Source organism: Pseudomonas arsenicoxydans (assembly GCF_900103875.1).
GTDB classification, from domain to species: domain Bacteria; phylum Pseudomonadota; class Gammaproteobacteria; order Pseudomonadales; family Pseudomonadaceae; genus Aquipseudomonas; species Aquipseudomonas arsenicoxydans.
In genome coordinates this window covers 102,681-120,129 of record NZ_LT629705.1, presented here as the reverse complement: position 1 = coordinate 120,129, position 17,449 = coordinate 102,681, and the positions used below count along the sequence as shown (strand labels likewise).

11 protein-coding genes are annotated in these 17,449 nt (G+C 59.4%); 6 read left to right on the top strand and 5 right to left on the bottom strand.

Annotated features, from left to right (window positions below; translation table 11 throughout):
- Positions 1–105: 105 nt before the first annotated feature.
- The 4 genes from ptsP to BLQ41_RS00550 all read left to right on the top strand — a co-directional run bounded on the left by ptsP (position 106) and on the right by BLQ41_RS00550 (position 7,303).
- A complete protein-coding gene (gene ptsP / locus BLQ41_RS00565; protein WP_090175612.1) occupies positions 106–2,967 on the top strand; it encodes a phosphoenolpyruvate--protein phosphotransferase in 2,862 nt (953 codons plus the stop codon).
- Positions 2,967–3,908 carry a 1-phosphofructokinase gene (gene pfkB, locus BLQ41_RS00560; protein WP_090175609.1) on the top strand — a complete coding sequence of 314 codons (942 nt, stop codon included), beginning with the start codon at positions 2,967–2,969 and terminating at the stop codon, positions 3,906–3,908. The genes ptsP and pfkB overlap by 1 nt, the downstream gene beginning before the upstream one ends.
- Positions 3,909–3,919: 11 nt before the next feature.
- A complete protein-coding gene (locus BLQ41_RS00555) occupies positions 3,920–5,659 on the top strand; it encodes a PTS fructose-like transporter subunit IIB (RefSeq protein WP_090175605.1) in 1,740 nt (579 codons plus the stop codon).
- 102 nt (positions 5,660–5,761) lie between these two features.
- Positions 5,762–7,303, top strand: a complete 1,542-nt coding sequence (locus BLQ41_RS00550; RefSeq protein ID WP_090175603.1) for an alkaline phosphatase D family protein — start codon at positions 5,762–5,764, stop codon at positions 7,301–7,303.
- Positions 7,304–7,376: 73 nt separating this feature from the next.
- On the opposite strand, the gene BLQ41_RS00545 is transcribed toward BLQ41_RS00550, so the two are convergent.
- Positions 7,377–9,905 carry a PepSY domain-containing protein gene (locus tag BLQ41_RS00545; RefSeq protein ID WP_090188313.1) on the bottom strand — a complete coding sequence of 843 codons (2,529 nt, stop codon included), beginning with the start codon at positions 9,903–9,905 and terminating at the stop codon, positions 7,377–7,379.
- A gap of 132 nt (positions 9,906–10,037) precedes the next feature.
- Positions 10,038–12,353 carry a TonB-dependent receptor gene (locus BLQ41_RS00540; RefSeq protein WP_090175600.1) on the bottom strand — a complete coding sequence of 772 codons (2,316 nt, stop codon included), beginning with the start codon at positions 12,351–12,353 and terminating at the stop codon, positions 10,038–10,040.
- 206 nt (positions 12,354–12,559) lie between these two features.
- Here BLQ41_RS00540 and BLQ41_RS00535 point away from each other — a divergent pair, with 206 nt between their 5' ends.
- Together BLQ41_RS00535 and BLQ41_RS00530 are read left to right on the top strand one after the other, a co-directional pair.
- Positions 12,560–13,240, top strand: a complete 681-nt coding sequence (locus BLQ41_RS00535) for a Fe2+-dependent dioxygenase (protein ID WP_090175597.1) — start codon at positions 12,560–12,562, stop codon at positions 13,238–13,240.
- The gene (locus BLQ41_RS00530; protein ID WP_090175595.1) at positions 13,237–13,998 is read left to right on the top strand and encodes a tetratricopeptide repeat protein; all 762 of its coding nucleotides are present in this window, start codon (positions 13,237–13,239) and stop codon (positions 13,996–13,998) included. The genes BLQ41_RS00535 and BLQ41_RS00530 overlap by 4 nt, the downstream gene beginning before the upstream one ends.
- On the opposite strand, the gene BLQ41_RS00525 is transcribed toward BLQ41_RS00530, so the two are convergent.
- From BLQ41_RS00525 to BLQ41_RS00515, 3 genes are all read right to left on the bottom strand, one after another.
- Complete coding sequence (locus tag BLQ41_RS00525; RefSeq protein ID WP_157694991.1) at positions 13,995–14,996, bottom strand: alpha-xenorhabdolysin family binary toxin subunit B; 1,002 nt, start codon at positions 14,994–14,996, stop codon at positions 13,995–13,997. The genes BLQ41_RS00530 and BLQ41_RS00525 overlap by 4 nt on opposite strands.
- 37 nt (positions 14,997–15,033) lie before the next feature.
- Positions 15,034–16,113: an alpha-xenorhabdolysin family binary toxin subunit A gene (locus tag BLQ41_RS00520; protein ID WP_090175591.1), complete on the bottom strand. Its 1,080-nt coding sequence runs from the start codon at positions 16,111–16,113 to the stop codon at positions 15,034–15,036.
- Between the two features lie 166 nt (positions 16,114–16,279).
- Positions 16,280–17,443, bottom strand: coding sequence for a type III PLP-dependent enzyme (locus BLQ41_RS00515; RefSeq protein WP_027924486.1), 1,164 nt, complete (start codon positions 17,441–17,443; stop codon positions 16,280–16,282).
- Between the last annotated feature and the right edge of the window lie 6 nt (positions 17,444–17,449).

The following is a 17,449-nucleotide window of genomic DNA, read 5'->3' as shown; positions in this document are numbered from 1 at the left end:
ATTTGGACGGTTCTGCCGCGAAACCGCCAAAAGTCATGACCAAGCGCCTAAGCTGAATCATTCAAAACAATACCTGGCGCCCACAGACGCCAAAAAGGAGAAAGCATGCTCGAGCTCACCATAGAGCAGATATCCATGGGCCAATCGGCTGTGGATAAGTCCGCAGCGTTGCACTTGCTGGCCCAACATCTGGTCGCCGATGGTTTGGTTGCCGAGGGTTACCTCGCCGGTTTGCAGGCGCGCGAAGCCCAGGGCTCGACCTTTCTCGGTCAAGGTATTGCCATCCCCCACGGTACCCCGGATACCCGCGATCAGGTGTTTTCCACTGGCGTGCGCCTGATGCAGTTCCCTGAAGGCGTGGATTGGGGCGATGGCCAGATTGTTTACCTGGCGATTGGTATTGCCGCCAAGTCCGACGAGCACCTGCGTTTGCTGCAACTGCTGACCCGTGCCCTCGGCGAGACCGATCTGGGTCAGGCCCTGCGTCGCGCCAGCACCGCCGAAGCCTTGCTGAAACTGTTGCAAGGCGCGCCGCAGGAGCTGGCGCTGGATGCGCAGATGATCGGCCTCGGAGTTTCCGCCGATGATTTCGAAGAGTTGGTCTGGCGTGGTGCGCGTTTGCTGCGTCAGGCGGATTGTGTGAGCAACGGATTCTCCGCGGTCTTGCAACAAGTCGAAGCGCTGCCCCTGGGCGATGGTTTGTGGTGGTTGCACAGCGAACAGACTGTGAAACGCCCCGGGCTCGCCTTCGTCACCCCGGACAAGCCGATACGTTACCTCGGCCAGCCGCTCAGCGGCTTGTTTTGCCTCGCCAGTCTCGGCGAGGCGCATCAAGCCCTGCTCGAACGCCTGTGTGCATTGCTGATCGAAGGTCGCGGCCACGAATTGGGTCGTGCCACCAGCAGCCGCGCGGTGCTTGAAGTCCTGGGCGGTGAGTTGCCGGCGGATTGGCCAAGTGCTCGTATCGCCCTGGCCAACGCCCACGGCTTGCATGCGCGCCCGGCGAAGATCCTTGCGCAACTGGCGAAAAGTTTTGAAGGTGAAATCCGCGTACGCATCGTCGAGGGGCAGGACAGCGCCGTGTCGGTGAAGAGCTTGAGCAAGCTGCTCAGCCTCGGCGCCCGCCGTGGTCAGGTGCTGGAATTCGTCGCCGAACCGAGCATCGCCGCCGACGCATTGCCAGCCCTGTTGGCGGCCATCGAAGAAGGTCTCGGGGAAGAAGTCGAGCCGTTGCCGGCGGTCAGTCAGCAGCGTGAAGTATTCGCCGATGTCGCCGAAGTGATGCTCGCACCGAAATCCGGCAGTCTGATTCAGGCCATCGCCGCTGCGCCGGGAATCGCCATCGGCCCGGCACATATCCAAGTGCTGCAAACCATCGAATACCCGCTGCGCGGTGAGTCTGCCGCAATCGAGCGCGAGCGTCTCAAACAGGCGCTGGCCGACGTGCGTCGCGACATCGAAGGGCTGATCGAACGCAGCAAGTCCAAGGCCATTCGCGAGATTTTCATCACCCATCAGGAAATGCTCGACGATCCGGAATTGACCGATGAAGTCGACACGCGCCTCAAGCAAGGCGAAAGCGCTGAAGCGGCGTGGATGGCGGTGATTGAAGCGGCGGCCAAACAACAGGAATCGTTGCAGGACGCGCTGCTCGCCGAACGCGCAGCGGACTTGCGCGACATCGGCCGTCGTGTGCTGGCGCAACTGAGTGGCATCGAAACCCCGAGCGAGCCCGAGCAGCCGTACATCCTGGTGATGGATGAAGTCGGCCCGTCCGACGTGGCGCGTCTCGATCCGCTGCGGGTCGCCGGCATTCTTACTGCCCGTGGCGGCGCCACTGCGCACAGTGCGATCGTTGCCCGGGCGCTGGGTATTCCGGCGTTGGTCGGTGCCGGTGCGGCGGTGTTGCTGCTGGCACCGGGCACGCCATTGCTGATCGATGGCCAGCGCGGTCGCTTGCACGTCGATGCCGACGCCGCCACCTTGCAGCGCGCCACGCAAGAGCGCGACACCCGCGAACAACGTCTCAAGGCCGCCGCCGAGCAACGCCATCAACCGGCGTTGACCACCGATGGCCACGCGGTCGAAGTGTTCGCCAACATCGGCGAAAGCGCAGGCGTCACCAGCGCGGTGGAGCAGGGCGCCGAAGGCATTGGCTTGCTGCGCACCGAACTGATTTTCATGGCCCACTCGCAAGCCCCGGACGAAGCCACTCAGGAAGTCGAATACCGGCGCGTCCTCGATGGCCTGGCCGGTCGTCCGCTGGTGGTGCGCACCCTTGATGTCGGTGGCGACAAACCGCTGCCGTATTGGCCGATCGCCAAAGAAGAAAACCCGTTCCTCGGCGTGCGCGGCATTCGCCTTACCCTGCAGCGCCCGCAGATCATGGAAGCGCAATTGCGCGCCTTGTTGCGTGCCGCCGACAACCGTCCGCTGCGGATCATGTTCCCGATGGTCGGCAGCGTCGATGAGTGGCGCCAGGCTCGGGACATGACTGAACGCCTGCGTCTGGAAATTCCGGTTGCAGACCTGCAATTGGGGATCATGATTGAAGTGCCGTCGGCTGCATTGCTGGCGCCGGTGCTGGCCAAAGAGGTCGACTTTTTCAGCGTCGGCACCAATGACCTGACCCAATACACCCTGGCCATCGACCGTGGTCATCCAACCTTGTCGGCCCAGGCTGACGGGTTGCATCCAGCGGTGCTGCAACTGATCGACATCACCGTGCGCGCCGCCCATGCCCACGGCAAATGGGTCGGCGTGTGCGGCGAGTTGGCGGCTGATCCGCTGGCTGTGCCGGTGCTGGTCGGGCTGGGTGTGGATGAACTCAGCGTGTCAGGCCGCAGCATCGCCGAGGTCAAGGCGCGCGTGCGCGAGCTCAGCCTGGCCCAGACCCGAATTCTCGCCCAGCAGGCATTGGCCGTGGGCAGCGCGAATGAAGTGCGCGCATTAGTGGAGGCCCTGTAATGGCCAAGATTCTAACCCTGACCCTCAATCCGGCGCTGGACCTCACCGTTCAACTGCCGCTGCTGGCCCCAGGTCAAGTCAATCGCAGCGACGAGATGCACACCCACGCCGCTGGCAAAGGCGTGAACGTGGCGCAGGTGCTGGCGGACCTTGGGCATCAGCTCACCGTCAGCGGTTTCCTCGGTGAAGACAACCTGCAAGCGTTCGAAACCCTGTTCGCCAAACGTGGTTTTGTCGACGCGTTTATCCGCGTGCCCGGCGAGACGCGCAGCAATATCAAACTGGCGGAAAGCGATGGGCGCATCACCGATATCAACGGTCCTGGACCGATGGTGGATGAGGCCGCGCAACAAGCATTGCTCGATCGACTCGACCAGATTGCGTCGGGCCATGAAGCCGTTGTCGTCGCTGGCAGCCTGCCTCAAGGCATCAGCCCTGCGTGGTTGCAGGCGTTGATTTCACGGTTGAAAAACCTTGGCTTGAAAGTCGCCCTCGACACCAGTGGCGAAGCCTTGCGTGCCGCGCTCAAGGCCGGTCCCTGGCTGATCAAGCCAAACAGCGAAGAGCTTGCCGAGGTGCTGGGTAGCGAGGTGATTTCGGTCGCCGCCCAGGCTGAAGCAGCGAGCCGTTTGCACGCTCAAGGCATCGAGCATGTGGTGATCTCCCACGGCGCCGATGGCGTGAACTGGTTCAGTGTCGGTTCGGCGATGCACGCCACGCCGCCCAAGGTCAGCGTCGCCAGTACGGTGGGCGCGGGTGATTCGTTGTTGGCCGGCATGCTCCACGGTTTGCTCAGCGCCGATACGCCCGAACAGACCCTGCGCACGGCCACGGCGATTGCCGCGATGGCGGTCACCCAGATCGGTTTCGGCATCAACGACGCCGCGCAACTGGCGCAGCTCGAACAGGGTGTGCGCGTGCGCCCCCTGACAGAACAATAAGAGGGTTTGTCATGAAGTTAGCCATTGTTACGGCCTGTCCGAACGGCATGGTCACCAGTGTGCTGTGCGCCCGCTTGCTCGATGCGGCGGCCCAGCGTCAGGGCTGGAGCACCTGCGTTGAAGTCAACGATGCGGCGCACCCGGAACGCCAATTGTCGGCGGCCACGATCGAGGGTGCCGAGTGGGTGTTGCTGGTCACCAGCGCCCCGGTCGACATGTCCCGATTCGTCGGCAAGCGTGTATTCCAGAGCACGCCAGCCCAGGCTCTGCAGGACGTCGAAGCGGTGCTGCGCCGAGGTGCCGAAGAGGCTCAGGTTTACGTCGCCCCCGAAGCCATCGCCGAGCCGGTTGCCGTCGTGCAAAACGTGCCACGACTGGTGGCAATCACGGCCTGCCCGACTGGTGTCGCGCATACGTTCATGGCTGCCGAAGCCTTGCAGCAAGCGGCCAAACGCCTGGGCTACGAGCTGCAAATCGAAACCCAGGGCTCGGTCGGTGCGCGCAATCCATTGAGTGCTGCCGCGATCGCCGATGCCGATGTGGTGTTGCTGGCCTGCGACATCGAAGTCGCCACCGAGCGTTTCGCCGGCAAGAAGATTTACCGCTGCGGCACTGGTATTGCCCTCAAGCAAGCTGAAGCGACACTGAAAAAAGCCTTGGCCGAAGGCAAGCAGGAAACTGCTGCAACCGGCGCCCAAGGCCCAGCCAAGCAAGAGAAGTCCGGCGTCTACAAACACCTGCTGACCGGTGTGTCGTTCATGTTGCCGATGGTGGTGGCGGGCGGCTTGATGATCGCCTTGTCCTTCGTGTTCGGTATCACCGCATTCAAGGAACCGGGCACGTTGGCGGCGGCGCTGATGCAGATCGGCGGCGAGACCGCGTTTAAGCTGATGGTGCCGCTGCTGGCGGGTTATATCGCCTACTCGATCGCCGACCGTCCGGGCCTGGCGCCGGGGATGATTGGCGGTTTGCTGGCGAGCACCCTCGGTGCCGGTTTCATAGGCGGAATCATTGCCGGTTTCATCGCCGGTTACGCGGCGCAGGCGATCAATCGTTATGCGCGTTTGCCGCAAAGTCTTGAGGCGCTGAAACCGATCCTGATCATCCCGTTGCTGGCGAGCCTGTTCACCGGCCTGGTGATGATCTACGTGGTCGGCAAACCGGTGGCCGGCATGCTCGAAGCGCTCACGCACTTCCTCGACAGCATGGGCACCACCAACGCGATTCTGCTGGGTGTGTTGCTGGGCGGCATGATGTGCGTCGACCTGGGCGGGCCGATCAACAAGGCGGCTTACGCGTTCTCGGTCGGGCTTCTGGCGTCCCAGAGTTATGCACCGATGGCTGCGACCATGGCCGCCGGTATGGTGCCGCCGATTGGCCTCGGCATCGCCACGTTCATTGCGCGTCGCAAGTTCGCCCAGACCGAGCGCGAGGCAGGTAAGGCGGCGCTGGTATTGGGGCTGTGCTTTATCTCCGAAGGGGCAATTCCGTTTGCCGCCAAAGACCCGCTGCGGGTGATTCCGGCGAGCATTGCCGGTGGTGCGCTGACCGGTGCGTTGTCGATGTATTTCGGCTGCAAACTGATGGCGCCGCACGGCGGCTTGTTTGTGTTGGCGATCCCGAATGCGATCAACCATGCGCTGCTGTATTTGCTGGCGATTGTGGCCGGCAGTCTGCTGACAGCGGTGGTTTACGCGGTGGTCAAGCGGCCGGAATCAGTTGAGTTGGCACTGGAGCCGGCCAAGGCCTGATGCAAGATCCTGTGGGAGCGAGGCCCCTCGCTCCCACAGGATCGCGTTTTCACATCAGCGTCACGCGCGCGTGTTTAAGTTTTCCTTTTCAGGGAGAACACCATGAGCGAATTCGATCTCGGCCGCCGCCGTGTCATCCAGGCCGTCGGCGCCGGCCTGTTGCTTCCTGGGCTGGCGCCGGCAGTGATTGCGTCAGTCCAGGATCGTCCGCAACTGACCGACGGTGTGCAGTCCGGCGACTTGCTGGGCGACCGGGCGATGATCTGGAGTCGCAGCGACCGTCCGGCGCGGATGGTGGTGGAATGGGACACCCGCAGCCTGTTCGGCAACCCCCGCCGACTCGTCTCGCCAGTGGCCGATGCGCGCAGCGATTTCACCGCGCGCGTGGAGCTCACCGGGCTGCCCGCCGACCAGGCGATTTTCTACCGTGTGTCCTTCGAAGATGCCCAGAGTGGTGCCGTCAGCGAGCCCTGGTTCGGCCACTTGCGCAGCGTGCCGCAAGCCCGTCGCGACATCCGTTTCGTCTGGAGCGGCGATACCGTCGGCCAGGGCTTCGGCATCAACCCCGACATTGGCGGCATGCGCATCTACGAAGCCATGCGCCTGCGCCTGCCGGACTTCTTTATCCACAGCGGCGACACCATCTACGCCGACGGCCCGGTGCCGGCTCAGCTCACGACTGAGAGTGGTCGTGTGTGGCGCAACATCACCAGTGAAGCCAAGAGCAAGGTCGCCGAAACCCTCGACGACTATCGCGGCAATTACCGCTACAACCTGATGGACGAAAACATTCGTCGTTTCAACGCCGAGGTCCCACAGATCTGGCAGTGGGACGACCACGAAGTGGTGAACAATTGGTCGCCGGGTAAACAACTCGACGGGCGCTACAAAAGCAAAGATATCCACAGCCTGGTGGGCCGTGCGCGGCAAGCCTGGCTGGAATATGCACCGATGCGCCTGCAGAGCGCCGACGGTGGCGGACGTATTTATCGCAAGCTCAGCTATGGGCCCTTGCTGGATGTGTTCGTGTTGGACATGCGCAGCTATCGCGGGGCCAATGACGACAATCTTGGCGGTGAAAAACCCTTTCTCGGTCGCGAGCAACTGGACTGGTTGAAGGCTTCGTTGAAAGGCTCCAGCGCGCAATGGAAAGTGATCGCGGCCGACATGCCGATCGGCCTCGGCGTGCCGGACGGCGAAGTCAGCCCCGGTGTGACGCGCTGGGAAGCGGTGGCCAACGGCGATCCCGGTCCAGCCCAGGGACGTGAGCTGGAAATCGCCGAGTTGCTGGGTTTCTTGCGGGCGCAACAGGTGCGCAATTTTGTGTTCCTGACCGCGGATGTGCATTACTGCGCCGCGCATCATTACCACCCGGACCGTGCTGCTTTTCAGGACTTCGAACCGTTCTGGGAGTTTGTCGCCGGGCCGTTGAATGCGGGGAGTTTCGGGCCCAATCCGCTGGATAAAACCTTTGGCCCCGAGGTGGTCTTCGAGAAAGCCCCACCCGCGCAGAACACTTCGCCGTTTGCCGGGTTTCAGTTTTTTGGCGAGGTGAATATCGACGGTCAGACGGGGGAGATGAGTGTGGTGTTGCGGGATCTGGATGGTGTGGGGGTGTTTGAGCAAAAACTGCAGCCGGTGTGAAAAAGAAGTCGATAGCTGTACACCTTGGCCCTGTGGGAGCGAGCAAGCTCGTTCCCACAGGGACTATGGGGGGTCAGTAGACGTCGCGGCGGTAGCGGCCTTGCTCGATCAGCCGGTCGACTTCTTCAATGCCGAGCGTTTCGTTGAGCACGTGATCCACCCCTGAAGCCATGCCTTGCAAGCTTCCGCAGATGTAGATCACAGCACCTTCAGCCAGCCATTGCTTTAACGTTTCGGCGGACTCGCGCAGTCGATCCTGCACGTAGATCTTTTCGGCCTGATCCCGCGAAAAAGCAAGGTCCAGTCGCTCGATGTCCCCCGAGATCAGCCACTCTTCGAGTTCGTCGCGACACAGGTAGTCGTGTTCGCGGTTGCGCTCGCCAAACAACAGCCAATGGCGTGTTTGTCCATCGGCAATCCGCGCTTTCAACAAGCTGCGCAGCCCGGCGAGACCGGTGCCGTTGCCCAGCAAAATCATCGGCACCGGCTCGGTCGGCAAATGGAAACCGCTGTTACGTCGCACCCGCATACTGACGGTGCTGCCCACTGGCGCATGCTCGGTCAGCCAGCCGGAAGCGACGCCCAGGCTGCCGTCGGGATGCACTTCCTGACGCACGATCAGTTCCAGCACGCCGTCTGCCGCTATCGAGGCGATGGAGTATTCGCGCATGGCCAATGGCACCAGGGCGTCCAACAGCGCCTGGGCGTGCAGGCCGACCAGATGCGCTCGATTCTCGGGCAATTGGCGACTCGCCAGGGACTGCTCCAGAGGTTGGGTCAGGCCATCGTAGGTCACCGTGGCCCGGCCTTCGATGCCCAGGCCATCGAGGAAATGCTCGATCGCCCATGAACTATTGCGTGGCAGCATTTCCAGCAAGTCACCGGCCAGCCAGCTGCTGGTCGTCGGGGCTGCAAGTCCGAGCAAATACACCGGCGCACCGCTGCTGTCCGGGTTCATCAACTCGCGGCGGGTCAGGGTCCAGTTGTCGTAGCTCGGTGCCTGCCAGGTGTCGGCCGGCGTTTGTCCGGTCAGTAGCCCCAACTGTTGTTGCCAGTGACGCAGGGCATACGGATCGCCGCTGTCGACTTCCACCGGCGCGAACAAGGTCTTGCCGCCATGTTCGCCCAGCCAGGTGTGCAGGCGTCGGGCGAAACCGCAGAAGTGTTGATATTGGCGATCACCCAGGCCCAATACCGCGTAGTTCAGGCTCGCCAGGCTCGGCGCCCGGCCCAGCACTTTGCGTTCGAAACCGCGGGCACTGTCCGGTGCTTCGCCGTCGCCGAAGGTGCTGACCACGAACAATGCGTTGCTGGACTCACGCAAATCCTGTTCGCTGACATTCGCCAGCGGCTGAACCTTTACCGGCACGCCGGCCGCCTGCAACTGCCCGGCAGTCTGCCACGCCAGTTGCTCGGCAAAGCCGCTTTGGCTGGCGAAGCCGATCAACCAGGCCGGCGTGTTGCTGCCGGTTTGCGCGAAGCCTTTGCGGGCATCGTTGATCTGTTTTTTCTTGCGCCGACGGTCGAGGTACAGCAGCCAGCCGGTGACGAAAAACAGCGGCATGGTCAGCGCGCTGATCGTCAGGATGATTCGCCCGACAATGCCGAAATAGCTGCCCACGTGCAGCGCGTAAATGCTCGTCAGCAATTGAGCCTTGAGGCTCTTGTCGCTGTATCGCTCAATCCGTTTGACCACGCCAGAGGCCGGATCAAGGGTGATCTGGTTCAACGCGCGATTGTGCGGTGAGGTCTTCAACAGGTAGAACACGGTGGCGGGTTGCCCGGCCACTGGCGGCATGCGGATGTTATAGGCACTGAGTGCCGGTCCGGCAGAGCTGTAGATGCTGCTCCACATCAACGCGTAATCGGCAGTCGGCGCCGGACCGCTTGGCGCAGGGCCACGCCCGCCGCGCATGCGCTCGTTTTGCGGGGCGTCGGAAAGCAGTCGAGTCAAGCCTTTGTTGTACCACTCATAGGACCACGACAATCCGGTCAGCGCCGCCAACAGGTAAAACACCAGGCACCACGTACCGGCCACCGAGTGCAGGTCCCAGTTGAAGCTGCGGCCCTTTTTCTTCCAGTCGAGGGTCAGCCAGGTACGCCAGTTTTTCCACTGGCGTGGCCAGCGCAGGTAGAGACCCGAGAGGCAGAAGAAAACCAGGATCAGCGTGCACGCGCCGGTGATTTGTCGACCGGTATCGCCCATGGCGAGGAAGCGGTGCAGTTGCAGCATGAAGCCGAAGAAGTCCTGCCCGGTGGCATCGCCCATGAAATCCGCGGTATACGGGTCGAAGTAACGCATCTCGCCCCGGCGCTGGCCGGGTGGCGGCGTGAAGAACACCTTGGCCGCAGCGCCGCTGTCGGTCTCGACACTGAGCATGGAGACTTTTTTACCGGAAGCGGCTTCGATGCGCTCGACCAGTTCGACAGGAGGCAGCACGCCTGCCACCTGCTTCTCGACCTGCAACACAGAAGGGTTCAGCACGCTCAGGATTTCATCCTGAAACGATACCGTCGCCCCGGTGATGCCCATCAGGGCCAGGACCAGCCCGGCACTGATGCCGAAAAACCAGTGCAACTGGAACAGGGTTTTCTTCAACACATCGCTCGCCTTGTTCGTCCGAAAATTGTCATCACGGCGCGCATTATGCCGTGGGTGGTCGAGAAGCATTCTTTTTTACGCACAAAAGCCCCGCTCATATAGATGAACGGGGCCTTCGTCTTCTCGCTTCTATCAGAAGTGGAAGTTAGTGCTCAGCAATGCCGTACGGCCCGCCGCCTGATTGGCGAAGTGGGTCGAGAAGGCTTTGTCGTAATAGGTTTCGTTGGTCAGGTTTTGCACGTTCAGTTGCAGGTCGATGTTTTTGCTCAGCTTGTAGGCGGCCATCGCGTCGTAACGAACGTAGGAATCAACCATGGTGGTGTTGGCCACGCTGCCGAATACATCGTCGACGTAGAACGCACCGCCGCCGATGGTCAGCTTCGGTGTGACCTGATAGGTGGTCCACAGGCTGGCGCTGTTTTTCGGCGTGTTAGGCAGTTCGTTGCCATCGTTGGCCGCGCCCAGCGGGCCGCCATCGACTTGCTCGCTGTCCATGTAGGCGTAACCGGCGAACACTTGCCATTTGTCGGTGAGCTTGCCGCTGGCCGACAGTTCGACGCCCTGAACGCGGGTTTTGCCGGCGTTTTCATAGGACGTGGTGTCGACTTGAACGCGGGCGTTTTCTTTCTCGGTGCGGAAGATATCGGCGGTCAGCGACAGACGATCATTCAACAGATCCCACTTGGTACCGATTTCGTAGTTCTTGGTGGTTTCCGGCTCCATGTCGCTTTTCAGCAAGTTGCCGTTGCGGTCCGGCGTGCCACCCAGCGGATTGCCTTCCTGACCTTCGCCCAGGGTGTTGCCCGGTGGCGTGGCGGAGGTGGCATAGGACGCATAGATGCTGCCGTTTTCTGCGGGCTTGTAGACCACGCCGAACTGCCCGGTGACGAACTCGCTGGTGTCATCGCCCTTGGACGTGGTCACGCTGGAGCCGTTGAAGGTTTTGTAGTCGGTGTCGAAATGGTCGTAACGCAGCCCCATGTTCACCAGCCACTGCTCGGACAGTTCCAGGGTATCGAACGCATACAGCGCATAGGTGTTGGCTTTGGTGTCCGTACCGGCGTAGTTGCGTGAGATTGCACCGTTCCATGGATCGTTCGGAGTCGGGTTGGACAGCGACGTGCAGTTGTAGCCGCTCCGTGCGCCGATGATCGCCGGATTGCAGTTGGTTGTCACAGCCGCCGTCGTCGGCGTGGTGTCGGTGTTGACGTTGTACGAGGACTTCTGGCTTTCCTCGTGGCTCAACTCGATACCGGTGGCGAAGCTGTTCTTGAACCCGGCGATGTAGACGTCACCGAACAGATCCGTCTGGTTGGTGGTGGTCTCGGTGTTGCTGACGCGGGTGTTGGCCCGACGCCAGACGCTGCCGTTGTTGACGTTGCCCTTGCTGTCGTCTGGCTGGGTCAGGATGTAATCCTGCATGCTGGTGCCATGGCGCAAGGTGTTTTTGACAGTCAGCGCGTCGTTCAGGTCGTGCTCGATGGCGAAGGTCGCCGTGTCGGTGCGGCCCTTGCGGAAATCGCGGTCCAGGCCATAGAAATTGCTGTCGTCACCGCCGGCAAAAGGCTTGTCCGGGTTCGATTTGGCGCGGGCGGCCGAACCTGCGACAGGAATGGTGTACGGAATGCCCGAGTCTGGCGTGTCGTTGCTTTCCAGATGGTAGTAATCGAGGTTGACCCGGGTGTCGGTGCCCAGGCCGAACGCCAGCGACGGTGCGACGCCCCAGCGGTCGTAATCGACTTTGTCACGGCCGGCGACGTTGCTTTCGTGGCTCATCAGGTTCAGACGGCCAGCGGCGCTATCGCTGAACTGGTAGTTGCCGTCCATGGTGTAACGCTGGGTCTGGTCCGAACCCCAGGTAAATCCGCCGTCGAACGAGTCGCCCAGGTGCGCCTTCTTGCTCACCAGGTTGATGCTGCCACCCGCCGCGCCACGGCCGCCAATGGCCGAGTTCGGGCCTTTGCTGACTTCGATCGACTCGACCGCGAAGATCTCGCGGCTTTGCGAGCCGGTGTCGCGCACGCCATCAAGGTAAGTATCGCCCTGGGCGTCGAAACCGCGAATGAACGGACGGTCGCCTTGTGGGTTGCCACCTTCACCGGCACCGAAGGTGATGCCCGGAACGGTGCGCAGCGCGTCCTGCATATTGAGCGCGCCGGTGTCCTTGAGGACTTGTTGCGGGATAACGGTGACCGAACGCGGCGTGTCCACCAGCGGTGCGGTGTACTTGGGCGAGGAGGCTTTTTCGACGTTGTAGGAAGTCGCATCCTGGGCTTCGCCAGTGATGGCGGTGGCGCCAAGGGAAATCGAATTGCCCGGTGCTTTTTCGTCGGCTTTTTCAGCCGCGAAAACCATATGGCCGGCAGAGCTGGCAGTGATCGCCACGCCAATTGCAGACGCGAGCAAACGCGGTGAACTGACCGGTGATTGTGATTGTTGGCGTGACATGTGAATTCCCCTCCCCAAGGATTTGAGGCCGCGGAATATAGGGTAAACAAGTATTTGTATCAATTGCGAAACGTTACTATTCGCACTGAATTTACATTCTTTACACTTTGACCTTACGGTTTTTGCGGGCTCGTTCGTCAGGGGGTTTTACACGGGCAATAAGAATCAATACCATTGCCGCCTCTTTGTTCTTAGGTGTTATCCCCATGCTGTTGCACATTCCCGGCGTGTTCGCGAAAGAAGAAGTGCAGCGCATCCGCGAGGCTCTGGAGCAGGCTGATTGGGCCGACGGCAAAATCACCGCCGGCTACCAGTCGGCCAAGGCCAAGCACAATCTGCAGTTGCCCGAAGGTCATCCACTGGCCAAGGAGGTGGGCGCGGCACTGCTTGAGCGGCTGTGGAAGAATCCGCTGTTCATGTCCGCCGCGTTACCGCACAAAGTCTTCCCACCATTGCTGAACTGTTACACGGCCGGTGGCAGTTTCGACTTCCATATCGACAACGCCGTGCGCCAGCCGAAAAACAGCATCGAGCGCGTGCGCACCGATCTCTCGGCAACATTGTTCTTCAGTGACCCTGAGGATTACGACGGCGGTGAACTGGAAATCCAGGACACCTTCGGCACCCAGCGCGTGAAGTTGCCGGCCGGTGACATGGTCCTGTATCCCGGCACCAGCCTGCACAAGGTCAACGCCGTGACGCGCGGCACGCGCTATGCCTCTTTCTTCTGGACCCAAAGCCTGGTGCGGGAAGACAGCCAGCGCGCCTTGTTGTTCGAGATGGATGGCGCGATCCAGCAACTGACGCAGGACATGCCGGATCACCCTTCACTGATTCGCCTCACCGGCACTTATCACAACTTGTTACGCCGCTGGGTCGACGTATGAGTTTCCAATTGCGCCGCGAAGAAGTCCTCGACGGCGATCGCCTCAAAGCCATGCTCGAGGAAAGCCATGCACGCGCAGCCCAGGCCATTCTGATCGCCGCCCGTGAAAACGTACTCGAAGCTCAGGCGCTGCTTGGACAGATCCTGCTGGACGGGCAGGGCATTGCGCAGGATCAACCGCTGGCGTTGCGCTGGTTCGAGATTGCCGCCCAGCGCGGCCACTTGATGGCGCGCAACATGCTCGGTCGTTGTCATGAGCATGGCTGGGGTTGTGCCGCTGATGCGGCGGTTGCCGCGGGGCATTATCGAATGGCCGCCGAAGCCGGGCTGGATTGGGCGATGTACAACTACGCCAATCTGCTGGCCACCGGGCGAGGGGTGATGGTCGATCAGTCGCAAGCCCTGGATCTTTATCGACGGGCCGCGGAACTGGGCCATGCCAAGTCGATGAATCTATTGGGGCGGTATCTGGAAGAGGGACGGGTTTGCCCTGCAGATCCATTGGCGGCGCGACTTTGGTACCAACGATCTGCCGAAGGCGGGGATTTTCGCGGTCAGTTCAGTTATGCGGCGCTGTTGGCAGATGACGGGCAGGTTGACGAAGCCATGTCCTGGTTACGCCGGGCATTGACCGGCGGTAACCAGAACTTTCTTCGGGTGAGTGGGGATGCATTACTCAACGCCCCGCACCCTGCGATCCGTGCGATGGCCCAGGAATACCGGCAACGGGCGTCCGAACTCGCTCAGCAGCAACATTAGTCGCGTAGCCACTGACCTTTGAGGTTGGCCAGGTAGGACGCCAACGGCTTGGCCTGCGAGATCAGATGTCGGCCCTTTTTGACAAGGTCGTCCCCGGTATCCTCGTTGATGGCTTCAAGAAACAACGACAACGCTTCGACAATGTTGCTCGTTTCATTGACATACGAATCGCGCGGCTCAATCACTTTTTTAGTGTCGTTCAGTTGTTTGGCTTTCTTGTCGTTATCACTGATTTGGCTGACAAGAGAACTCAGGCGACCCTGTCGTTCTACTAGACGAACCCGAAGCGTGGTGCGCGCCGTGATCAGGCCCTGGTATTTGATCAGTTCGTTTGCCTCATCAAGAAACTTGTTCGCGACCAATACGCCGGCTTTCATTGCAGCCGTTTGGGGTGTTTCAGGTTGAGTGCCGATCATCCCGGTCAATTGCTCGAGAAGAGGTTTCACGCGATCAATGAAACTGAGGCTTTGAAATAGACGGATCGCTTCATTCAAGACCTTTTCATCATCCAAGAGCTTTTCCACAGGTGGGATTTCCTTGTCCCGTTCGGTGGCCAGAACCTCGCGTACCTGCGCCAGTTCAGCAATTTTGAATTGGTTGTCACTGATGGGGGAATACCTGACATCGTAGAGCGCGTGGCTGAGGTCGGTCTGAGCTGTGCCCAGGTTATCAGTGCATTGCGAGATCAATTGCCTGGCTATTTTGGTATAGACCTCAATGGCGTTTCTGGTTGGCGGATTCATGTCCCCCGTAGACAGCGCGGTCAACGCCTCCAGTGTCTCATTGAGTGTCGCGGTATCCAGGTTGATGATCGCGGTAGTTATGGTCTTGTGCGCAATCAAGTCTGTATCCGTGATGGCTGCATTCAGCTTGACCAGTTCATTTCGTAAAGCCTCTATATACAAGTCAGCAGAACCGGTGAGGGCCTGGTAGCGAATGGTTATTCGACTGTTGCGAATAACGGACATGTTCGGTGCGGTATACGATAGTGTTGTCATAAATATCCTTATTTATAGTTGTTGGATGGTTTTTGTATCAGTCGAATGCTTGGGTCAACGCCTTGGCATTGGATTCGATGTTTTTCCAGTTGCTGAGCACGACTTTCAGGCTCGAAACAAACGCCCTGAGTGTGAGGAATTCGTGAATGCCATCAATTTTGTTTTTTGACGAGTTGATGTATTCCGAAATGGTGATCCATAAGGTTTCAAGCAACGCAGTGCTTTGTGTTGCACCGACGATATAAGAGTCAACGCTGTACAAGCGGGCATGAAGGGCCAACAGCGTTCCCGTCAGAACGTTTGTCTTACGAACTTGCTCAGTGAGTTCATCCCGCCGACAAACCAGCGGCGCAACATGTGCAGTCTGCAGGTTGGCTTTGAGCTGTAGAACTTTGTAGCCCAACGGATCGATAAACGACAGGAAGGATTCAAAGAAGTTGGGCTCGTACTCTTTGGTTTTTTCATTAACCAGGCGTTGAGCATCATCAATTTCAACGTTGAGTCGGGTGATCTCGGCATTCAACTCGTGATTGCCGGCCAGTTTCAGCTTTTCTCCAATCAATACCGCGACCACATCGGTCAGCTCGGTCTTGAAGTCTTTCAGCCGGAGCTGGATGTCAGTGCTGTTGGTTTTCTTTTGATCAATGGAACTTGCAATAAACTGAATAGAGTCCTTGATGGATGGAAATCTGTTTTTCTCATCTGAGCCAATTTTCAACTCGGGAAGTTTGGAAATTTCTTCGTCCGTCAGCCCTTCAATTGTGCCAATGTAATTTTTATATCCCGGCATGGTTTCGATGGCTGCGATAATGTCGTCTCCGAAATAGCGCAAGTCTTCGGAGAATGTCTTGAGGCTGCCAGCCACTTTTTTCATCGAAAGTTCTATGTCGTTCCAGCTATGGGCGTTGGTAACGATTTTGGCGCAGGTATTTGCAATGTCATAAGGCTCCAGCCCGGCGATGCCGGTATTTTCGCTTTTTAGCAGTGCTTTAACATCGTCGATGTTGGTTGGGAGTTTCTTGGCTTCGGAAATGTATTCTTTGATTCGTACAATATCGCCTTTGGTAATAATCGGTGGCGAGGTCGCGTTTAATACAGGCGATGTATTAAGTGGCATGGTTGAAATCCCTTTCAAGTAAGTGAGCGCGTAGCATAACTTCAGATGGGTGCAAGTTTGTGGTTTGGTCTGTAACTATTTATGGTGCTTGGAAGTGTGTTTTTCAGGAGAGCGGAAATAAAAAAACCCGTGAAAAGTCACGGGTTTTTGTGTGGCTGTTTACGAGTTAGACGTAAAACGACTTCAGCGGCGGGAAGCCATTGAATTCAACCGCGCTGTAGCTGGTGGTGTAGGCACCGGTCGACAACCAGTACAAACGATCACCGATCGCCAGGTTCAGCGGCAAACCGTACTTGTAGTTTTCGTACATGATGTCGGCGCTGTCGCAGGTCGGGCCGGCGATGACCACTTCTTCCATCTCGCCTTTCTTCTCGGTCCAGATCGGGAACTTGATGGCTTCGTCCATGGTTTCGATCAGGCCGGAGAACTTGCCCACATCCGTGTACACCCATCGCTCTACAGCGGTACGGGATTTACGGGCGACCAACACCACTTCACTGACCAGGATGCCAGCGTTGGCAATCAGCGAACGGCCTGGTTCCAGGATGATTTCCGGCAGGTCATCACCGAAGTCTTCCTTGAGGAAACGGATGATTTCTTCAGCGTAGGTTTCCAGGCTGTTGGTGCGGGTGATGTAGTTGGCCGGGAAGCCGCCGCCCATGTTGATCAGCTTCAGGTGGATGCCGTCTTCTTCTTTCAGGCGCTCGAAGATCACTTTGACCTTGGCGATCGCTGCGTCCCAGACGCTGATGTCGCGCTGTTGCGAGCCGACGTGGAACGAGATGCCGTAAGGCACCAGGCCTAGGTCGCGAGCGAGGATCAGCAGGTCCATGGCCATGTCGGTCTGGCAGCCGAATTTGCGCGACAGAGGCCAGTCAGCGGTGGTCGAACCTTCTGTGAGGATGCGCACGTAGACTTTCGAACCCGGTGCAGCCTTGGCGATGTTGCGCAGGTCGGCTTCGGAGTCGGTGGCATACAGACGCACGCCCTTCTCATAGAAGTAGCGGATGTCCTTGGATTTCTTGATGGTGTTGCCGTAGCTGATGCGATCCGGGCCAACGCCCTGGTTCATCACTTTGTCGAGCTCGTAGATAGACGCGATGTCGAAGTTCGAGCCTTTCTCTTTGAGCAGGTCGATGATTTCGACGGCCGGGTTGGCCTTGACCGCGTAATAGACCTTGGCGAATTCGAAACCGGCGCGCAGGTCGTCATAGGCCTGGCTGATCATCGCGGTGTCGATCACCACGAACGGGGTTTCTTGTTTGTCGGCGAACGCCTTCATTTTGTTGAAGGTATCGCGCGCGAAATAGTCTTCGACGTTGATCGACATGCTTGG

Coding starts and splice junctions, on each gene's coding strand:
- ptsP (WP_090175612.1), top strand. CDS start 106: ATGCTCGAGCTCACCATAGAGCAGATATCCATGGGCCAATCGGCTGTG.
- pfkB (WP_090175609.1), top strand. CDS start 2,967: ATGGCCAAGATTCTAACCCTGACCCTCAATCCGGCGCTGGACCTCACC.
- BLQ41_RS00555 (WP_090175605.1), top strand. CDS start 3,920: ATGAAGTTAGCCATTGTTACGGCCTGTCCGAACGGCATGGTCACCAGT.
- BLQ41_RS00550 (WP_090175603.1), top strand. CDS start 5,762: ATGAGCGAATTCGATCTCGGCCGCCGCCGTGTCATCCAGGCCGTCGGC.
- BLQ41_RS00540 (WP_090175600.1), bottom strand. CDS start 12,353: ATGTCACGCCAACAATCACAATCACCGGTCAGTTCACCGCGTTTGCTC.
- BLQ41_RS00535 (WP_090175597.1), top strand. CDS start 12,560: ATGCTGTTGCACATTCCCGGCGTGTTCGCGAAAGAAGAAGTGCAGCGC.
- BLQ41_RS00530 (WP_090175595.1), top strand. CDS start 13,237: ATGAGTTTCCAATTGCGCCGCGAAGAAGTCCTCGACGGCGATCGCCTC.
- BLQ41_RS00525 (WP_157694991.1), bottom strand. CDS start 14,996: ATGACAACACTATCGTATACCGCACCGAACATGTCCGTTATTCGCAAC.
- BLQ41_RS00520 (WP_090175591.1), bottom strand. CDS start 16,113: ATGCCACTTAATACATCGCCTGTATTAAACGCGACCTCGCCACCGATT.
- BLQ41_RS00515 (WP_027924486.1), bottom strand. CDS start 17,443: ATGTCGATCAACGTCGAAGACTATTTCGCGCGCGATACCTTCAACAAA.